Here is an 18,380-nt window from a genome sequence, read left to right as displayed (position 1 = left end):
CCCCCCCGGACGATCACGCTACATGCGGTTACACCGCTGCGACGGTTTCTGCCAGCTCGTCGGCAAGCTTGCGTGCCACACCAAGATCCGCAGCTTCGACCATGACTCGCACCAATTGTTCGGTACCGGAAGGTCGAAGCAGAACACGGCCGGCGTCACCGAGCACACGCTCGGCATCGGCGACCGCTGCCATTACCGAGGTCGCTGCGGCAACTGCTGCTTTGTCTTCCACCCTCACATTCACCAAGACCTGCGGAAGCGACGTCATCGTTGCGGCGAGCAGCGAGGACGACTTACCCGTCTGCGCCATCCTGGCCAGCAATCGAAGTCCGGTGAGCACGCCGTCTCCGGTTGTTCCGAATCCGGGGAACACCACGTGTCCGGACTGTTCGCCGCCCAAGCTGTATCCGCCGGTACGAAGTTCTTCCAACACATAGCGGTCACCGACCGCTGCTGTGACCACGTCGATACCCGCTGCCCGCATCGCAAGGTGCAAACCCAGGTTGCTCATGACGGTCGCCACGAGTGTGTTGTCGACCAATTCTCCGGATTCGTGCATCGCCACCGCCAGCACCGCCATGATCACGTCGCCGTCGATCACTGCCCCGGTCTCGTCGACGGCGAGGCAACGGTCGGCGTCACCGTCGTGGGCAAGACCAAGATCGGCGCCGTGCTCGACCACTGCTTTCTGCAGATTCTCCAGGTGAGTGGATCCACAACCGTCGTTGATGTTGAGGCCGTCCGGTTCGGCGCTGATCGCGATCACCGTCGCACCCGCAGCCCGATAGGCCGCCGGGCCGACCTCGGAGGCTGCCCCGTTTGCGCAGTCCACAACAACGGTCAGGCCGTCGAGCGGCTGCGTCAGAGCGGTGCCGAGATGCTGCAAGTAGAGCGCAGCGGCATCACCGACCGGGCGTACTCGCCCGATACCCGCGCCGGTCGGCAACTTCGGCGCCACACCACCGTCGATGGCGGCCTCGATTGCGGCCTCGACATCGTCGTCGAGTTTGTGTCCACCCGCGGCAAAGATCTTGATGCCGTTGTCCGGCATCGGATTGTGAGAGGCGGAGATCATCACGCCGAGACTCGCATCGAACAAACCAGTCAGATAGGCAACCGCTGGTGTCGGCAGAACGCCGACATCCAAGACGTCGATGCCGGCCGAAGTCAGCCCCGCCGTGACAGCTGCCTGGAGCATTTCACCGCTCGCACGAGGATCGCGTCCGACGACCGCGGTCGGGCGGCGGGTGCCACCACCGGTTGATTCAGCTGCCAGAACATGCGCAGCCGCTATCGACAATCGCAGCGCAAGATCCGCCGTCAGATCACCATTGGCCAAGCCGCGCACACCGTCAGTTCCGAACAACCGCCCCATCGAACAACTCCCTGAATATCTTGTGCGAGTTCTGTGAAATATCTTTCCCGAAAAACACAAGAGCAGGCGTCCGGTAACGATGGACGCCTGCTCTCGAGTCGAACAGGTGCCGAAGCAGACCAGCCGGTCAACCTCGGCGAAGCATCAACGCTTCGAGTACTGCGATGCCTTACGAGCCTTCTTCAGTCCGTACTTCTTACGCTCGACTGCGCGAGCGTCACGGGTCAGGAAGCCGGCCTTCTTGAGTGCCGGACGATCATCGGGGGTGACCTCGATGAGCGCACGAGCGATAGCCAGACGCAACGCGCCTGCCTGACCGGACGGTCCGCCACCGTGCAGCAGTGCAACGATGTCGAAAGACTCGGGACGCTCAACCGTAACCAGCGGAGCCTTGATCAGCTGCTGGTGCACCTTGTTCGGGAAGTAATCCTCGATGGTGCGGCCGTTGAGCTTGAACTGGCCGGTGCCGGGGATCATGCGGACGCGGACGACCGCTTCCTTACGACGACCAACGGTCTGGATCGGGCGATCGATGACGATCGGTGCCAGCGTAGCCGCTGCAACCTCTTCGACGACCTCGACTGCTTCGGCGGCGAATTCTTCCACTGCCTCGATGTTTTCTTCGGTCACGTTCTGCTCTTCCGGCGATGTCACTGTGCGACCTGCTTGATCTCGAACGGCACCGGCTGCTGCGCGGTGTGGGGGTGATTCGGGCCCGCGTAGACCTTGAGCTTGCTGCTCATCGCGCGACCAAGCTTGGTCTTCGGGAGCATGCCGACGATGGCCTTCTCCACGAGGCGATCGGGGGTCCGGTCGAGGACCTCTCCGACGGTGCGGGACTTCAGGCCACCCGGGAATCCGGAGTGGTGGTAGACCTTCTTGCCAACGAGCTTGTTGCCGCTGATGGCAACCTTCTCGGCGTTGATGACGACGACGAAGTCGCCACCATCGATGTGCGGAGCGTAGGTGGGCTTGTGCTTACCGCGCAGCAGGGTCGCTGCCTGAACGGCAAGACGGCCCAGCACCACGTCGGTGGCGTCGATGACGTGCCACGTGTGGGTCACATCTCCGGCCTTCGGGGTGTACGTAGACACAGAACTTCCTCGTCTTAATTCATTCCACTGCTGACCATGTGCGTATCGCATAGACAATTCTCGGCGGCCAGTTGAGACCCGAGAACCGCTGGACCCTGCGCATCGAGTTCCGGGAATCGAACGTGCAGTCGAACACACGATCAAACATCCGGACATCAACATGCGGAGGCCTACGGCACGCCACCGATAGACGATACCGGTATCAACCGTCTCCGGTCAAAGAGAGTCCGGACTACCGTTGGCAGCATTCATACAAGAGCTTTCTACCCCGACGACCGATGCTCGTCGGGGTAGAAAACGGAAAGCCACATGCGACGTGAAGTCAGCGCCCGAAGCCGTTCGCGGCGGCGCGATCGGCGTCGCGCATCGAATCGGAACCACTCGCGGTTGCGTTGGCGATCTGAGCCAGCACGATGTTCAGCTCTTCCGACGCCTGCCCCCACCGACGCTGAGCGTCGTTCCAGGCTTCAGAACCCGCACCTTCCCATCCCGCCTGCAGGTTGTCGACAACAACCTTGATCTCGCCCTGCTTGTCGTTGATCGCCTGCGCCTGACGCTTCATTTCGTCAGACAACATGGCAAGTCCGCCGAAGTCGTACCTGATCATGTTCTCGCTCATAACCACTCCCGTTCCACTTTATGTCCGTATCGAATCTGATCTCTGTATGTCTGTCGCATCCGGGACGATCTCAGACGACTCACCGAATGTTCTTGCGCGGAGCCTGATTCAGAGCACTCAGGACATGTTGACGGTCGCGCCGCGCAACGAACTCACGTTGTCGGATTCTGCGCTGTCGAACGTTCCGGCCGACTGCTTGATCTGCTCACAGATATCGCCCAGCGCCGTATCGAGCTTCATGGCAGCGTTGTTGTAGCGCACCATGATGTCGGCGTATTCGGTGTGCGCACTGCCCTTCCACGAACCGCTCGACGCCTCCGCCTCGGATCGAACAGCATTCACCAGTCCTCTGATGTCGCCCAAATGGCCGTTGATGACATTCGCCGAACTGATCAATTCAGCGGTAGTTGCGGTAAAGCCCATGTTTCCCCCTGGTTGTGATGTGCATGCGCGGTGTCGGCGGTGGCTCACATCCGGCGGACCTTCGCCGGCAACAAGTACCTGATGTGCGCTACACATACTTGGACGCCGCGCACTCGCCGACGGTTCCGGCGGTTCGGAAAGAAATTTCGCGCGGTCAATTCACGAACAACAGTGATTCGACGATCTGAACGCACTCCGGCTCGAACGCGTCCCATTCACCGACGAGGTACTGGCACCCGATACTCACCTGCCTGCCACGTTCGACAAATACCTGCCACCGAACTTCGGAATATCCATCCGGAAATTCCCTGTACAACAGAACCTTTCGTCCGTCCACGGCAACAGTGGACTCGAGGTTTCCGAAGCGGAGTGGATCCTCTATCGCCGAAAGCTGCTCACGCAGATCGATCTCGACCGCGTCGAACTCGACGCCTGCACGGAGCTCCTTCTCGACGATGACGATTTTGCGATCATTCCCAGACGCCGGAATCAAGTCCATCCGTCCTGCGGCCGATCCGCCGCGATCGGGCGCCCACCCCGCCGGCACGACAACGCTCACGTTGCCACCGGCGAGCGGGATTGTTGTCGTCGCCACGGCCGACGTAGTAGAAGGCACCAGCGTGCTCGGCTGGGCACTCCCCAGTGTGGTCGGTTGTGCGGTCGGCGGCACCACATCGGCAGACTCACCGTCAGTAGTTCGGGCTTCGACCGCAGTACCTTCGACCGCAGTGCCTTCTACGCTGCCTCGCCCGGTCGCGACCGCCACGCCCACCCCGAGCAGTCCGACAGCAACGACTGACACCGCCAGCGCTGGCAACCATCGGCGCTGGCGGACACCCGAATCGGCTGGCGTGACCAGCCTTGACGGCGGCACCCACCGATCTCCGAATGCCGAGTTGTCCACAGCCCGACCCGCCGAATTTTCTGCTGTGACCGACTCCAGACGCACCCGCGGATCAACGATCGCTCGCACGATCCGACTCTCGTCGAGAACACGCACGCTCGCATAGCCGTGAATGCTTCGCGACCCACGCTCCAAGGACGACGCAATCGAATGCGAATGTCGCCCGACAACTACTACAGAGTCCCGAACTGTCAGTTCCTCGAATTCACCGAATAGTTGCGGCAATTCCGACAGTGCTCTGCGCTGGGTGTTCATGAGCGTGACGTCTCCGTCGAAATCGCGCACACACGAAACGACAACGTCACCACCGCGGATCTCCACCACGATGCACCTCGCTCGCCAGCTCCCCCGGGTGGCGCGCGCAATCGCAATCGCGGTCGGGACCAGGACAACGTCGTACCCGACCTGGCGCGCAGCGTCGAGCAACCGTCCCTTTCGGGTATTTCCCCACTCGGTCGGATAGCTCAGGTACAGCACATCCGCATCTGCCAGACCGCAACCTTGCACGGTGTGCAAAATCAAGTGCACCAGTTCGAGATCGGTAGGCGCGATTCGTCCACCGATCTCCATGTAGTTGTCGTCGATGAAATCGAGCGGATTGACTGCAGGCAACGCGGCGGCCGGCGACGAATGCTGCTCGGTGTCGACTCTGCAACAGAATTCGCGTTGCCCGGTTGCCGACCACGCGTTGGACGAACCTATATGAACAGACACCGACAACGTGTGACCCGATGTCACAGCGGTGGCATCCACGGTAGCTGCACCAGCTGGGTCTGCGACCGAGACACGTACGTACCCCGCCCCTGCGGCATCTCGGAACCACGCACGGCGCCAACCAGATTCCCTTCGTCGCGGCTGCCACTCATCACGACGCCGGCAGGTGCCATGTCGCGGATCCGGGCAATCACCGGTTCGAACAGTGCGCGCCCTGCCCCGCCGGATCGTCGGGCGATCACCAGATGCAGCCCCACGTCCTTCGAGTGGGGAATGAACTCGAGCAATGCCGCCACCGGGTTGCCGGTGGATGTTGCCACCAGGTCGTAGTCGTCGATGATCACGTAGATTTCCGGTCCCGACCACCACGAGCGTTCTCGCAGTTGTTGTTGCGTCGTATCCGAATTCGGCATTCTTCCGCCGACGATCCGAGCAAGGTCCGCCATCAGTTCACCGAATGTCGCCGCTGAGGCCGAGTATCCACCGAGGTGATTGCCGTCGACCACACCCAACATCGAATGGCGATAGTCACCGATGATCAATTTCGCCTGCGCCGGTGTGTTCGACGCCATGATCCCTTCGGCTATGCCGCGGAGCAGCGACGTTTTCCCGCAGGCGGTATCGCCGAATATCAGGAGGTGCGGATGCTCCGCGAAGTCCATGTAGACAGGTTCGAGGTCGGTTTCACCCAGCCCGACAGGTACCCGCAGACACCGACCGTCACCCGCGCTCGCCTGCGGCCACCTGTCTCCGACGGACGCGAGAAGCTCTGCACGCGTATATGATTCAGGGAGCATCCGAACTGGTGGAGCGGGTCGGGACGTCGACATAGCCGCGATGCGCATCACCGAATCAGATACCGCGGCGCTCAGTTCTACGCTGCTGGAGATACCATCCATACGCGGAAGCCCGGTCAACAAGTGCAGGCCTTCACGAGTGATACCGCGCCCCGCATGACGTTCCGGAACCAGATTCGCTTTCTGGCGCCCCGCGTCGGAGTCTCCTGGGTCACCCAGGCGAAGTTCAATCCGCGTGCCGAGCTGATCCTTCAATGCCGGCCGAATATCTGCCCACCTCGGCGCGGTGACCATGACGTGAACCCCGAATGACAATCCCTGCGCCGCAAGGATACTGATCGGCCCTTCCAGAGATTCGAAGTCGGAACGAACGCTTGGCCACCCGTCGATCACCAGGAAGACATCGCCGAACCTGTCGCGTTCGAGGCCGGCGGCGACACCAACTCCGCGGGGATCGGCAGTGCGCAGTCGCCGGAATTCGACCATTGAGTCGATACCGAGTTCACGGAAGAGTCGCTCCCGTTGCTGCACTACCGTCGAAACCTCCGCCACTGTTCGCCGGACCCTGTCCTGGTCGAGACGATTTGCCACCGAACCGACGTGCGGAAGGTCCCGCAGTCCCAGCAAGGTTCCGCCGCCGAAATCGAGACAATAGAACTGCACCTGCTCCGCGGTATGTGTCAGAGCAAACGCCATGATCAGGGTCCGCAGTGCCGTCGATTTCCCCGACTGCGGGCCGCCGACGATCGCTACATTTCCGGTCGACCCGTTGAGGTCGACGACAAGTGGGTCGCGCCGCTGGTCGAACGGCCTGTCGACAATTCCGAACGCTGCACTCAGATTCCCACGGGGCAGATTCGGATCACGCGACACGGCGCGCGGAAGAAGCTGATCGAGCGTCGGAGACTCGGAGAGCGGAGGAAGCCACACTTCGTGCGCGCGCGGACCGTACTCCTTGATCCTGTCGACGAGAACTCCCATGAGCGTTCGTGATTCGTCACCTGCCTCCCCCATATCTACGAAGTCCGGCTCCACCACATCCTCCGGGAGGTGATCACTGATCACCGTCGCAGCGGTGAACAACACCGGAGCGAGACCGACGGATTGTTCCGTCGCAAGTCGCGTCGGCGCAATCCTCGCACCCTCGTAGGGTCCGGAGACGTACGCGCCTTGAAAGCGCACGATCTCGGCAGAATCCGCTTTCACATATCCGGCGCCTGGATTTCCGGGTAGATAGTATGCGTCGGGGACCCCCAACACGGTCCGAGACTCGTTGGCGGAGAATGTCTTCAAGCCGATTCGGTACGACAGATGGCTGTCGAGCCCACGCAATTTCCCTTCGTCCAGACGTTGGCTGGCAAGCAGCAGGTGGATGTGCAGCGATCTGCCTAGCCGGCCAATCGCCACGAAGAGGTCAGCGAATTCCGGTTGTTGACTGAGCAATTCGGAGAACTCGTCCACTACGACGAACAGGGCAGGCAGCGGGTCGAGTGCGGCACCCGCCATCCGGGCTTTTTCGTAGTCCGACACATTTGCGAAGTTTCCCGCGGCCCGGAGGAGTTCTTGACGACGGTTCATTTCACCGGCAAGTGCGTCGCGCATTCGGTCCACCATGGCCAGTTCTTCGGCAAGGTTGGTGATGACGGCCGCAACGTGCGGTGCCTCTTCGAGACCGAGGAAGGTTGCCCCGCCCTTGAAATCCACGAGGACGAGATTGAGGGCGTTCGGCGAGTGTGTCGCGATCAAACCGAGCACAATCGTCCGAAGAAACTCCGATTTTCCCGAACCTGTTGCCCCGATGCACAAACCGTGCGGCCCCATTCCGTTCTCAGCGGATTCCTTGAGGTCGAGTTCGACAGGTTGACCGTCGGCACCGACACCGATCGGCACCCGCAGTCGATCACGTCCCTGGCGGGGCAACCACGCATGCTCCGGGTTGAACCGCGCAGCGTTTCCGATGCCCAGCATCTGACTCCACGAGCGCGACGCCGTGTCGTCGTCCCCCGAATCGACAGCGTTCTGTGAAGCAGCACGGTACGGCGCCATCCGTCGGCCGAAGGTCTGGGCGGTAGTCGTGGAGACGGAATCAGGGCGCGCAAACTTCTCGACGCCGGCACTACTGACCGCGCCCACTTGATCGGGAGCGACCACCAGACGCAAACCACGACTGGCCGACAACGACGACGAGAAACCACACAGGTCCAGGATCGTCACCGAATCCAGACCCGCTCCCGTCAACAGACCGGAATCGCCTTCCAGCAATCCGCCGTCGACGACAACGACGACATGCGGCACACCTGACGATGCGGGCGCGTTACGCGAGAAGCGGCCTCGCATCGAAAGTTGCTCACCCAGAGCACCTTCCAACTCGAGATAGGAGCCGTACACCATCCGCGCCGCGCCCGCCCCGTCATATGCCTCCGGGTGCTGCGTGTGCGGCAACCACTTGACCCATTCCCATTCGACCTGAGTATCGGGGCCACGCACCACAGCGATCTGCAATATGTCAGGACCGTGAAAAGTACACAACTGCATCAACATCGCCCTGACCAACGACCTCGCCGCGTCCCGCTGACCTTCGAGCGCTATCGAGGCGAACCCCCGCAGCGATACCGCAGTCGGAAGATCCTCGACCACCGAATGGGAACGGACAAATCGTCGAAGCGACACGGATGCAACCGGTTCGAGGTCTTCAACCGGTCCGGTCTCCGGCGAGATCAGACGAGTCGCCAGTCTCTGACTGCCGAGACCGACACGCACGTGACAATAATCGGGGTCCGTTATCTGACGCTCCCACATGCGTGACGTGCCTGCCAGGGTCCACAGCAACGACGGCTGCGGACTACTCCATTCGAGTGCCCGACGTTGCGCCTGCCCGGTCTCGTCGACATCACGACGCAACTGATCGAGATAACGAAGATAGTCCTTACGGTCCTCGTTGACCTCGGCGGTCCGCGCGCCACCACTACGACCCCCACCGGCCAGCATCCCGAGCATCGAGACCATCATCATGATCGGAAACAACAGGGACATGGGATTTCGCGCCATTCCCGACGTGAACATCAACGCGACCATGCCGATCATTGCCACCACCATCACCACCGGGAGCAATTTGGTCAGCAGATTGCCAGGAGTCGCACGAGGGATCTCGGGCGGCGCCTGCAACGTCACCTCGCCGCCTGGCGCCCGCGGCGCCTCACGCCGAGCCCGACGCAAAAATCTGACTGTACTCACTTCGCCCCCTACAGCGCTGCGATGTGTCCGACATCAACCGGACCGCCCCCACGGCACAAAGTCCACGCAACGAGAAGACACTAACCCATCGGGCCGACAAGACCTTCGAGCGCAACCGTTCCACTGGAGCAGTGGCGGCAGCAATTCCCAGTCCGGTGTCGTATGGTTCCGATAAAGAAGGGGGACGCGAACGGGGAATCGCGTCGAAGGGTGGGGTTCGACAGTGAACAGTGGGGTTGATTCATGAGCATGTCGACAACCGACACGGCGCCGGCGGCGCCAGGTGATCGTCGTAGCGCACCGTCGGCAGAGCTGTGTCGACTGACAGTTCTCTCGGCACATTCGCAGGTCGATCTCGCAGTGCCGCTGCGCATTCCGCTCGTACTGGTCATTCCCGGCATAGTCGACACTATTCGAAGCCACAGCGGCTCCAACGATTTCGACACCGTATCCGAACAATTCGAACCGACGGACTGGACACTGGCCAAGGTTGGCCGCGCACCGCTGTCGGGCACGCTCTCCCTTCACGAGCATGGAATCCGTGACGGAGAACTACTCGTTCTCGAAGCCGCGGACGCTGCCGCTCCACCGCCGTTGTTCGACGACATCATGTACACCGTCGCCGCCACCGACGCGCAGACCTACCGGCGGTGGACACCACTGGCCGCACGGATCACCGGCTCTGTGATCGCTGTCCTCGCATCGTTGCTCGGCTCCGCCGCGCTGATTGTCGGCGCAACCGGAATATCGGGTGCCACTTGCGCTTTCATCACGTCCCTTCTACTGACCATTGCGTCGATCGTGACAGCCCGCGTCTACCACGACAGTGGAAGCGCACTGGTCCTCGGTTGCGCCGGCATTCCACTTGCATTCACGGCTGGTCTCCTTGCCGTGCCCGACGACCTAGAGGCGCCACACCTTCTTATGGGTTCCGTGCTCGTCGCATCGGTCGCTTTACTATGCCTGCGCCTCTGCGGCGTCGGGTTAGCCACATTCACAGCACTTTTCGGCATCTCGTTGGCCGCAACCGCAGCTACTGCGGCAGCAACGCTGCTGCCGCGCGTTTCGCTGGAAACTATAAGCGCAGTCGCCATCGCACTCGCGCTGATCACCCTCGCCTACTCGGCCCGGCTATCGATGATTCTTGCCAAGCTTCCGTTGCCGCCAGTGCCGGTACCGGCAAATCCCTTGGACGAAGCTCGTGATCTTGCCGCCGAACCCGACATGCCGAATTTCGACGAACTGACCGAGCGAACCGGACGCGCCCGCAGTTACCTGACCGGTTTGGTGGTCGCGACATCCGTGACGGCCATGACCGGTGCGCTGAGCGTGGCCGCGGTCCACACCGACGACGGAATCGTCTGGTCCGGCCTTGCCCTTGCCGGAGTCACCGCAGGCGTTCTGATGCTCCGCGGACGCACATTTGCCGGTACCGCCCAGGCGGTTCCCCTCATCGCGTGTGGGGCTGCCATCGTGCTAGTTGTTCTGGGCGCCCAGATCTGGTCACACAAAGACGACGCCGTCGTCATATTTGCCCTCGCCATGGCCGTTCTCATCCTGGCACTCGTGCTCGGCATCCTCGCACCGAACCGGGTGTTCAGCCCGGTGATGCGACGGGTTGCAGAGTTGGTCGACTTGGCTGCAATCGCGCTGATCGTGCCTCTGATCTGTTGGGTGACCGATCTATTTTCGGTCATGCGCGGACTCTGAGCGTCGGACATACACGTATGAACCGTGGAATATCCTGGACTGCGACACTCCTCGCCATCGCCGCACTCGCACTATGTGCGGGGCAAGGCGTAGCTGTCGGCGCGATGCCGCCACCCGTCGATCCGTCGATGCTTCCCGAAGACGGCCCCGCGGCGCCACCGCAAGCCACGCAACAGCGCACTCTGTGCGTCCCGGCAGTGTCGGGCGGCGACGGTGCCAACGTCCCTCCTGCCCAGCTGGACTTGGCATTCGATACGGTCTGGCCGATCACGACCGGCGCAGGGCAGCGTGTCGCGGTGATCGATACCGGAGTCAGCCGTCATCCCCGACTTCCCAATCTGGAACCCGGTGGCGACTACGTGGGAGCTGCCGACGGAACGGAGGATTGCGACGCCCACGGTACCGTCGTCGCTGGGTTGATCGGCGCTCAACCTGTGACTGGGTCAGGCTTCTCCGGCGCCGCACCCGGCGCGACAATCATTACGATCCGACAGTCCAGTTCGGCGTACTCCCTTGCCGGCAGCCAAGGCGACCCGAACATCGCCGAGAACTCGTCGGGGTACGGAAATGTCGACACGATGGCCATGGCTGTCCGTCACGCCGCCGACATGGGAGCCACCGTCATCAACATCTCCGAAGTTGCGTGCAAGTCGGCAGCCGAGGGTATCAACGATCAACGCCTCGGTGCCGCAATCCAATACGCCGCGCTCGTCAAGGACATCGTTGTCGTGGCCGCGGCAGGAAATGTCGGATCCGGCGGCTGCAAGAGCCAGAATCCCACTCCTAGCCCGCTGACACCCCATGCTGACCTGTGGAATTCGGTCAACACGCTCGCCAGCCCCGCCTGGTACGACGACTTCGTACTGACCGTCGGATCCGTCGATCCCAACGGGGCGGCAAGTTCGTTCAGCCTCGGTGGTCCCTGGGTCGATGTGGCCGCTCCCGGTACCGCAGTAGTGTCACTCCATCCCACCGAACCTGGGTTGACCAACGGAACGTACGGCCCGGACGGCTCCGTTCAAGCAATCAACGGGACAAGTTTTGCGGCGCCGTACGTCGCGGCAACCGCGGCGCTGGTTCGATCCCGATACCCGGATCTCACTGCTGCACAGGTAGTTCAGCGCATCGAGTCGACGGCGCACGCCCCGGCCGAGGGCTGGAACCCCTACGTCGGGCATGGGGTGGTCGATCCGTTGGCAGCCGTCACCGCGCTGCCGAGCGATGTCGAAACCTATCCGCTCGGTCACCACACCTCGACTCTGGCTGCGCTGCCCGTACCGCCGCCGCCGGACAACCGCGCGCGCGACGCGGCTCTCCTGGGCGTCGCGGCCGTAGGTTCGCTCGGTGTCCTCGCCCTGCTGTCATCGTTTCCGATACGTCGTGTGTTTGCAGAGCGAGGACGCCGTTCACGTCGTCACTAAACAGCAGACAGCTGAGCATGGGGCAGATCCGCGTGCTCCGGGGGCAGATCTTCGGCCCGAGCGGAACGAACCTTGTCGATGACCATGACGCACAGCAAGGAGACAACGCCCCAGATCACAAACGTGATCAGATGCGACCCGACTGTGTCCGCGCCGAAGTACAGAATCGACCGTACCGATTCCACGGCAGCAGGCATCGGCAGGATGCCGTGGAGCACTCGGAATATCTCTGGTTCCATGTAGACCGACATCGCACCACCAGACGCCGGAACCCCGAGGAACATCAAGATTGCGACCGCCGGGATGACTGCGAGGAGCCCGAGTAGCCGTGCGAACACCGTCGTGAACAGCGCGGTACAGAAGATCGCGACGATTCCGGTTCCGAAGAGCTGCCAGAAGTGGTCGTCGATCGCTCCGACTACAGGTCCGGCAATTGTCCAGATCACGGCGGACATGAAGACCGACCACCCGGCTAGCACCGGGAGCAGAGTCCGCAACTTCATCACCGTGGGCGCAGCACTGCTCGCGACGACGATGATCATGAAGCCGGACATGATCCAGCCCATCGCAATGTACATACTGACCGTGCCGCTGGAATCGGAATCGGCAAGCGGCGCAAGATCCTGCGTGGTCAGCGGCACCTGCTGGCCCTGGGCAACCTGCGTGAAAACAGCTGCCACTGCTTGCTGCTGGCTCATGCCGGCAGCTTGGCTGGTGATCAGGGTCGCGGTCGGTGAATCGGCGGACGGCAGTACGTATGCTGCGACAACCGTGCGGTCCTGAACGAGGTCGCTGGCTGCGTCCACCGAATCGACTGCACGCAGATCGAACAATCCGCCCAAGTTCTGTTCAAGTCCCACAACGGCCTGCTCAGCTTGCTCGCTCGAGGCGGCAACCACAGCGACCGGCATGTCACGGGGCGCCGGCTGATACATCGCTCCGAGCATGACCGAAAGCATCAGCACAACCATGGCAAACGGGAAGAACGCGAGCGTGGCGTAGCGAACCTTGTTGCTGGTCGGACGTGGCCCAGCAGTCAGCGACGCCATGGACACCTCAGGCGCACCACCGTCAGGACTGCGACGACGCTTGAGCGCGTCGACGCCCAAGGTCGCGAGAAGCGCAAGCGCTGCTCCGAGCGCCAAAACGATCAGGTGCGAGCTGAGACCGTCGCCGCCGAAGTACAGCACTGATCGAAGCGCCTCACCCGTTGCCGCAGTGGGCAGGAATCCGTGCAGCGTCGCGTAGATCGACGGCAGGGTGTAGACCGACATTCCCATGTTCGAGGCCGGGACGCCGAGCACCATGATGAACAGCATGCCGACCAGAACCGCCATCGGCCCGAATATCCGGGTAAGGAACAACTGCACGGAACCGACGGAAAAGACAGCGAGCCAAGAGATTCCGAGAACTGCCGCCGTATGGCCCTCGACTGCACCGAGAATCGGGCCGGTGACCAACCACACGAGCGCTGCGATCAGCGCAGACCATCCGGCAAGAAGTGGTACGACTCGGCGGAATCGCAGCAGCTCCGGCGAGTTGGACAGCGTGATACTCAGCGGCATGTAGCCCGCAAGCATGAGCGCCGTGGCCATGAACATCGCCGCCAGACCAGCGGTGTCGTGGGCAGGCAATGGAGCCAGATCCTCGACCGTCACGTTGAGCCCCTGCTCCAGCACCTGTGGGGCGACAAGTCCGGTGACCGTCGAGACTTGAGCAGCACCGGCCGCACTCGCGGTGTAGACCGTTGCTGTGTCGCCTCCCGTAGCGGGCAACGACACGACGCCGGATACCTCACGGCCCAGGAGGAGTTGACGTGCCTCGTCCTCGCTACTGACTACTCGCACATCGACGGCCGACGGATCGGACGCCTCGAGCGCAGCAGCAAACTGATCGGCCTGCTGGATCGGCCCGGCCACCGCAATCGGCATGTTGTTCGGGGAAGGCGCGTGCATCGCGGCCAGATACCCCGTGATCATCATGCCGACCATCAGGAAGGGCAGCAGAATCATCGCGACATATCGGCCGATCTGCTCTTTTCGGGCTCGAGCAGCAGCAGCCTCGACTTCCGTGGGCTCGCCTGGCGGATGCTCGGTTTCCGGCGATGCGGTGGTGGTCATAGTCGAACTCCTAAATATCAAAAATTACGCTGCGCGTCTTAAAAAAATTACGCCGCATGACTTAAAATGGCAATCGGTAGAGTCGTGACGTTGATCCCACTTCCGCGGCGTCGCGCCGGAAGACCAGTCAGGGAACCAGCAAACGGAGGAAGCATGGGACAACACGGAGATCGGGTGCGGCAGTCATTGCTGGACTCGGCAGAGGAACTCTTTGCCACCCACGGCATCGACGCGGTGTCGAACCGTCACATCGCCGAACACTCAGGCAACGCCAATCACTCCGCCGTGGCCTATCACTTCGGCGGACGCGACGAACTCATCCGCGCTTTGTTGGAGCGTCACGCGACCGAGACCAAGCTGCGCCGCACACAACTCGTCGCCGTCTTGGGCGAGAACCCCGATCTCCGAGACTTGTTGAGCTGCCTCATCCTTCCGTGGACCGATCAGCTCGCATCGATGCCGCGGCCCAGCTGGCGGGCACGCCTGCTCCAACAATTGAGGTCAGTGCCATCCGGAATGGAACTCATCTCCATGATGTCGGACCCGCTGGAAGACGACCTCATCCAGCAAACGAGAGCCTTCCTCGCGGACGTGCCACCACCCGTACTGGCCGGCAGGGCCTGGATCATGGGTCGCATGGTCACGGACGTCTGCGCCCGGTACGAGTCACTGGTTCAGCAAGACTCGATCGACCCCGACTGGACGGGCTTGGCCTACTTCATCATCGACGCGGCCGTTGGCATACTTTCGGCCCCCGTCACCAGCGTCGGGGACTTTCTCAGCGCACGCACGAGCGCTAATTGACCGGCGCCGCCGGAAACGGGTCTGGCGTCATTCCGTCATGTGCAACAAGGGCATTCGATTTGTCGAGTGACGGTCCCGAAGCCAACAACTCCAACATTTGCCAAGGCGCGCGATCCGGAGGTCTCGAGAGTCCGAGCGACTTCGCCGAATCTTCTTTCGGCACTCCGTATTTCACGCCGGTATCGGCAACATAGAACACGCTGTCGCGCCGAGTACTCTCCGTCTCGATCCCGGTCGCCTGAACAAATCCCCCCATACCCGGCGCGACGTAGGCAAAATCCAACCGATCCCCCGACCCGTCCGCCTGCGCCAGCGCAACCACCCTGGCGTCAGCGGCAATCGGCAGGTCGCTACCCACGAGCACACTCACGCTCGCGGAGCTACGCTGCGCTGCAACCGAAACCGGATCCGGTTTCCAGACAAGACAACTGACCGGAGCTATGTCTTCGTTCACCACGGTCGGAGCCACAGCCGGGAGTGCGGCCGTGGCAAGTTCGTTCACCGAGGGAATGCGATTGATCGCATCCGGCGTCACAGTGGCCATTCCCGAGTCACCTTGAGAGTCGGAGAAGTAGATCAGTTGCGCCACAGCTGAACTGACCTTCTGTATACCGTCCTCGAGAACGACGTAGTACATCATATCGGAGCCCGTGGAGACTTGAACAACGGATCCGACTGTTTTGTCCGCCAACGGATACTGCGGCACTGTGCCAAGACCACGAATGGCCGGAGCCTGTAGCCGCGGAACCTCCGGGATCGCATTGAGCATGCCGACGCTGATCGGCCGCGGCTCGATTCCTTCAAGTCCCAATGCCCGCGTGATCGCCGGATCACCGATGTCGACAGCAGCCCGTTTCCCGTCGTAGACGAGAAAATGATCAGCACCCGAACGCACGAGAAGCGCGTGATCAGAAGGCAAGTACGACGCGACTTCCCGCAACTTCGGCTCGCCGACCAGCACCGTCGAGGCCACGGACCGATTGCCGTCGGCACCTACGGTGTCACACACCGCCCAAGGCGCATTTGTCGGATCTGCCGCCTCCGGTAGTGCCGACGGCCCACCTGGTATCCCCACCAGCGCTCCCCTAGGCTTGCCATCGATTTCGGATTCCTTCACGATCGAAGGCTTGTCAGGCGAACCGATGATCAACCTCGCAGATGCAAGGTTCAGAACCGGGTGAAATGTGCCCTCCATTGCGACAAACATTGCACCCGAGTCTTTTCCGACCACGATGGCTGCATCGGCAATCTTGTCCTGAGGCCGAAAAAGCGCAAGCACACCACACCCCGCAAGACCCAACGACGCCAGCACGATACCGACGATCAAGGCCCGCGATTGCGATCGCATCGGGTCGTGCAGCATCCGCACATCCCGCCTGACCAGTGCATGTTCCATGCGCCGAACCAGGAAGCGGTATCCGTTGACCTGCCACCGAGTTGTAGGTGTAGCAGCCATATTTCCCCCCGTACCTGTCATCCCCTGAGATGACACAGTACAGTTCCCCCGGGGGTGGAACCGTGGACAGATCACGTTTGAAGTACTGGCCGTCGTCGCACAGGATCTCGGCGCGCGAGGTCGTCAGTGCACAGGCCGTGGGTATCAGCGCAGCGTGTCTCGCCCTGTTTGCCGGACTCGAATTGCGGTGGGCAATCGCGATCGCAGCCGCCGTCGCGGTGATCCTGCTGCTGCATATCGGCGGTCGATCGATCACGACGTGGATTCGGACCGCCGTTCGATACATGCGACGGTGCCAGACCTCCAGCGGTACCATCGTGAGCTTCCAGACGCCCAGCGAGCAATCCATCGGCCTACGCGTCGACGGTTCGACGCTGGTGAGCGTCGTCGAGATCATGGCGCCGCACGACTATCTGACTCGAATCGGCCGAACGTCATTCGACGCGTCGCATGCCCTACCCACTGCGGAACTCGCAGATTGCCTTCACCAACACGATATTTCGCTCACCGGGATCGACATCGTCAGCCACGGTTTTCGGGTGGCGTCCGGAACACCGGCAACCGAGGTGTACGACCGTCTGATCGGCCCGCTACCCGCTACGGCCACCAGAATCGTCTGGCTTGCACTACGATTCGACCGAATCGAAGGCTCCGATGCCGTCGACCGCCGCGGTGGTGGCGGCGACGGAGCGGCGCGCAGCATCTCCGTCGCAACAAGCCGAGTGGTGCGGGTTCTCGAAGCTGCCGGCGCACGGGCACGCATCTTGACAGCACCCGAGATCTCCTCGTCGATCGCACAGGTCAGTCGCGGTGTGGAAGTCGCAGACGTGGCCGAAACATGGCGTTCCACACCACTTCCCGGTGTATCGAATCTCGGTTACGGAATCGAGCCGAAGGCAATTACCAAAGGCAGTCTCGCGCAGGTGTGGGCGGCCGCGACACTGGGCACCTCGGTCACCGTTCGGCTCCGGCCACGTCCCGAAACCGGACTGACGGCAGTGAGCGCCACCTGTCGATTCACGACTCGGCATCTCCCGAAAGCTGCCCCGGTCGCCGGGCTGGTATCCATGCGTGGCCGTCAACGCGATGCCCTGCTGACCAACGTGCCGACCGCGCTCACCTCGCTCGACGCCATCTCGCCTACCCGAACGATGGATGCTGCGGACCTGACCGCGCTCGAGCTCCCACTGGCGGGATGCGGACAACTCCTCGGATCCGACGATCGAGGCCAAGGCGTTGCTGCCCTCGTTGCGGGGACCGGCGTGAATACCGTCTTCGTGGCCGGGGAACTCTATCTCGCCCAACAATTGATCTTCCGTGCCGTCGCCACCGGAACCCGGGTTCTGATCCACACGGATCGGCCCGAGACCTGGACACCCTTGATCGACTCGATGGGTGTCCCCGATCGCCTCCGAGTTTCCGGCCACGGGCAAGGACCGGAAGGAACCTTCAATACCGTTGTCTTCGACGGTGTTCGAGCTCTTCCCCCGCGCGCCGGTGTCACCGCGGTCTACGTGTACGGCAACCCGGCGCAGTGGCCTGAGATCGAACCCGATCTCACGATCGTCCAGCCGAATGCCCTCGGCGATCGGATTGTCGTCGCGACCGACAAGACAAGCGTCGAACTCACGCTGGTGACCATCGCCGCCGAAACATCCTTCATCGGACGACCGCGCGCAGGGGCCGAGTTCCCGGTGTCACCGTAGCGG

Annotated in this window: 13 protein-coding genes; 4 read left to right on the top strand and 9 right to left on the bottom strand. The window is 62.1% G+C overall.

What is annotated here, in order from left to right; all coding sequences use genetic code 11:
• Positions 1-28: 28 nt before the first annotated feature.
• The 7 genes from glmM to eccCa form a co-directional block, all read right to left on the bottom strand.
• On the bottom strand, positions 29-1,375 hold the full coding sequence (glmM, locus tag R4P64_RS32460) for a phosphoglucosamine mutase (RefSeq protein ID WP_233363576.1): 1,347 nt from the start codon (positions 1,373-1,375) through the stop codon (positions 29-31).
• A gap of 144 nt (positions 1,376-1,519) precedes the next feature.
• The gene (gene rpsI, locus R4P64_RS32455; RefSeq protein WP_033231346.1) at positions 1,520-2,029 is read right to left on the bottom strand and encodes a 30S ribosomal protein S9; all 510 of its coding nucleotides are present in this window, start codon (positions 2,027-2,029) and stop codon (positions 1,520-1,522) included.
• Entirely contained in the window at positions 2,026-2,469 is a 444-nt protein-coding gene (gene rplM / locus R4P64_RS32450; protein WP_033231347.1) for a 50S ribosomal protein L13, read from the bottom strand. The genes rpsI and rplM overlap by 4 nt, the downstream gene beginning before the upstream one ends.
• Positions 2,470-2,791: 322 nt before the next feature.
• On the bottom strand, positions 2,792-3,088 hold the full coding sequence (locus tag R4P64_RS32445) for a WXG100 family type VII secretion target (protein ID WP_033231348.1): 297 nt from the start codon (positions 3,086-3,088) through the stop codon (positions 2,792-2,794).
• A 117-nt stretch (positions 3,089-3,205) separates the two neighbouring features.
• Positions 3,206-3,511, bottom strand: a complete 306-nt coding sequence (locus tag R4P64_RS32440) for a WXG100 family type VII secretion target (protein ID WP_033231349.1) — start codon at positions 3,509-3,511, stop codon at positions 3,206-3,208.
• Between the two features lie 154 nt (positions 3,512-3,665).
• On the bottom strand, positions 3,666-5,129 hold the full coding sequence (locus tag R4P64_RS32435; RefSeq protein ID WP_317824263.1) for a type VII secretion-associated protein: 1,464 nt from the start codon (positions 5,127-5,129) through the stop codon (positions 3,666-3,668).
• A gap of 20 nt (positions 5,130-5,149) precedes the next feature.
• A complete protein-coding gene (eccCa, locus tag R4P64_RS32430; protein ID WP_317824262.1) occupies positions 5,150-9,160 on the bottom strand; it encodes a type VII secretion protein EccCa in 4,011 nt (1,336 codons plus the stop codon).
• Positions 9,161-9,403: 243 nt separating this feature from the next.
• On the opposite strand from eccCa, the gene eccD reads away from it, so the two are divergent.
• Both eccD and mycP read left to right on the top strand, forming a co-directional pair.
• Positions 9,404-10,870: a type VII secretion integral membrane protein EccD gene (gene eccD, locus R4P64_RS32425; RefSeq protein ID WP_317824261.1), complete on the top strand. Its 1,467-nt coding sequence runs from the start codon at positions 9,404-9,406 to the stop codon at positions 10,868-10,870.
• Positions 10,871-10,887: 17 nt separating this feature from the next.
• The gene (gene mycP / locus R4P64_RS32420; protein WP_317824260.1) at positions 10,888-12,291 is read left to right on the top strand and encodes a type VII secretion-associated serine protease mycosin; all 1,404 of its coding nucleotides are present in this window, start codon (positions 10,888-10,890) and stop codon (positions 12,289-12,291) included.
• On the opposite strand, the gene R4P64_RS32415 is transcribed toward mycP, so the two are convergent.
• Positions 12,288-14,411 carry an ABC transporter permease gene (locus tag R4P64_RS32415; RefSeq protein WP_317824259.1) on the bottom strand — a complete coding sequence of 708 codons (2,124 nt, stop codon included), beginning with the start codon at positions 14,409-14,411 and terminating at the stop codon, positions 12,288-12,290. The two genes, mycP and R4P64_RS32415, sit on opposite strands and share 4 nt — an antisense overlap.
• 153 nt (positions 14,412-14,564) lie before the next feature.
• Here R4P64_RS32415 and R4P64_RS32410 point away from each other — a divergent pair, with 153 nt between their 5' ends.
• Positions 14,565-15,215: a TetR/AcrR family transcriptional regulator gene (locus R4P64_RS32410; protein WP_033231353.1), complete on the top strand. Its 651-nt coding sequence runs from the start codon at positions 14,565-14,567 to the stop codon at positions 15,213-15,215.
• Here the strand turns inward: R4P64_RS32410 and eccB are convergent.
• Positions 15,208-16,671 carry a type VII secretion protein EccB gene (eccB, locus tag R4P64_RS32405; RefSeq protein ID WP_317824257.1) on the bottom strand — a complete coding sequence of 488 codons (1,464 nt, stop codon included), beginning with the start codon at positions 16,669-16,671 and terminating at the stop codon, positions 15,208-15,210. The genes R4P64_RS32410 and eccB overlap by 8 nt on opposite strands.
• 62 nt (positions 16,672-16,733) lie before the next feature.
• On the opposite strand from eccB, the gene eccE reads away from it, so the two are divergent.
• Positions 16,734-18,377, top strand: a complete 1,644-nt coding sequence (gene eccE, locus R4P64_RS32400) for a type VII secretion protein EccE (RefSeq protein ID WP_317824256.1) — start codon at positions 16,734-16,736, stop codon at positions 18,375-18,377.
• The last annotated feature ends 3 nt before the right edge of the window (positions 18,378-18,380 follow it).

Source organism: Rhodococcus sp. IEGM 1366, from assembly GCF_033142425.1.
Lineage (GTDB): Bacteria > Actinomycetota > Actinomycetes > Mycobacteriales > Mycobacteriaceae > Rhodococcus_F > Rhodococcus_F globerula.
The sequence above is the reverse complement of the archived record's forward strand: the minus strand, read 5'-3'. Positions and strand labels throughout refer to the sequence as shown.

Excerpts from the sequence above, each read along its gene's own strand:
- glmM (WP_233363576.1), bottom strand. The coding sequence starts at position 1,375 with ATGGGGCGGTTGTTCGGAACTGACGGTGTGCGCGGCTTGGCCAATGGT.
- R4P64_RS32445 (WP_033231348.1), bottom strand. The coding sequence starts at position 3,088 with ATGAGCGAGAACATGATCAGGTACGACTTCGGCGGACTTGCCATGTTG.
- R4P64_RS32440 (WP_033231349.1), bottom strand. The coding sequence starts at position 3,511 with ATGGGCTTTACCGCAACTACCGCTGAATTGATCAGTTCGGCGAATGTC.
- eccD (WP_317824261.1), top strand. The coding sequence starts at position 9,404 with ATGAGCATGTCGACAACCGACACGGCGCCGGCGGCGCCAGGTGATCGT.
- mycP (WP_317824260.1), top strand. The coding sequence starts at position 10,888 with ATGAACCGTGGAATATCCTGGACTGCGACACTCCTCGCCATCGCCGCA.
- R4P64_RS32415 (WP_317824259.1), bottom strand. The coding sequence starts at position 14,411 with ATGACCACCACCGCATCGCCGGAAACCGAGCATCCGCCAGGCGAGCCC.
- R4P64_RS32410 (WP_033231353.1), top strand. The coding sequence starts at position 14,565 with ATGGGACAACACGGAGATCGGGTGCGGCAGTCATTGCTGGACTCGGCA.
- eccB (WP_317824257.1), bottom strand. The coding sequence starts at position 16,671 with ATGGCTGCTACACCTACAACTCGGTGGCAGGTCAACGGATACCGCTTC.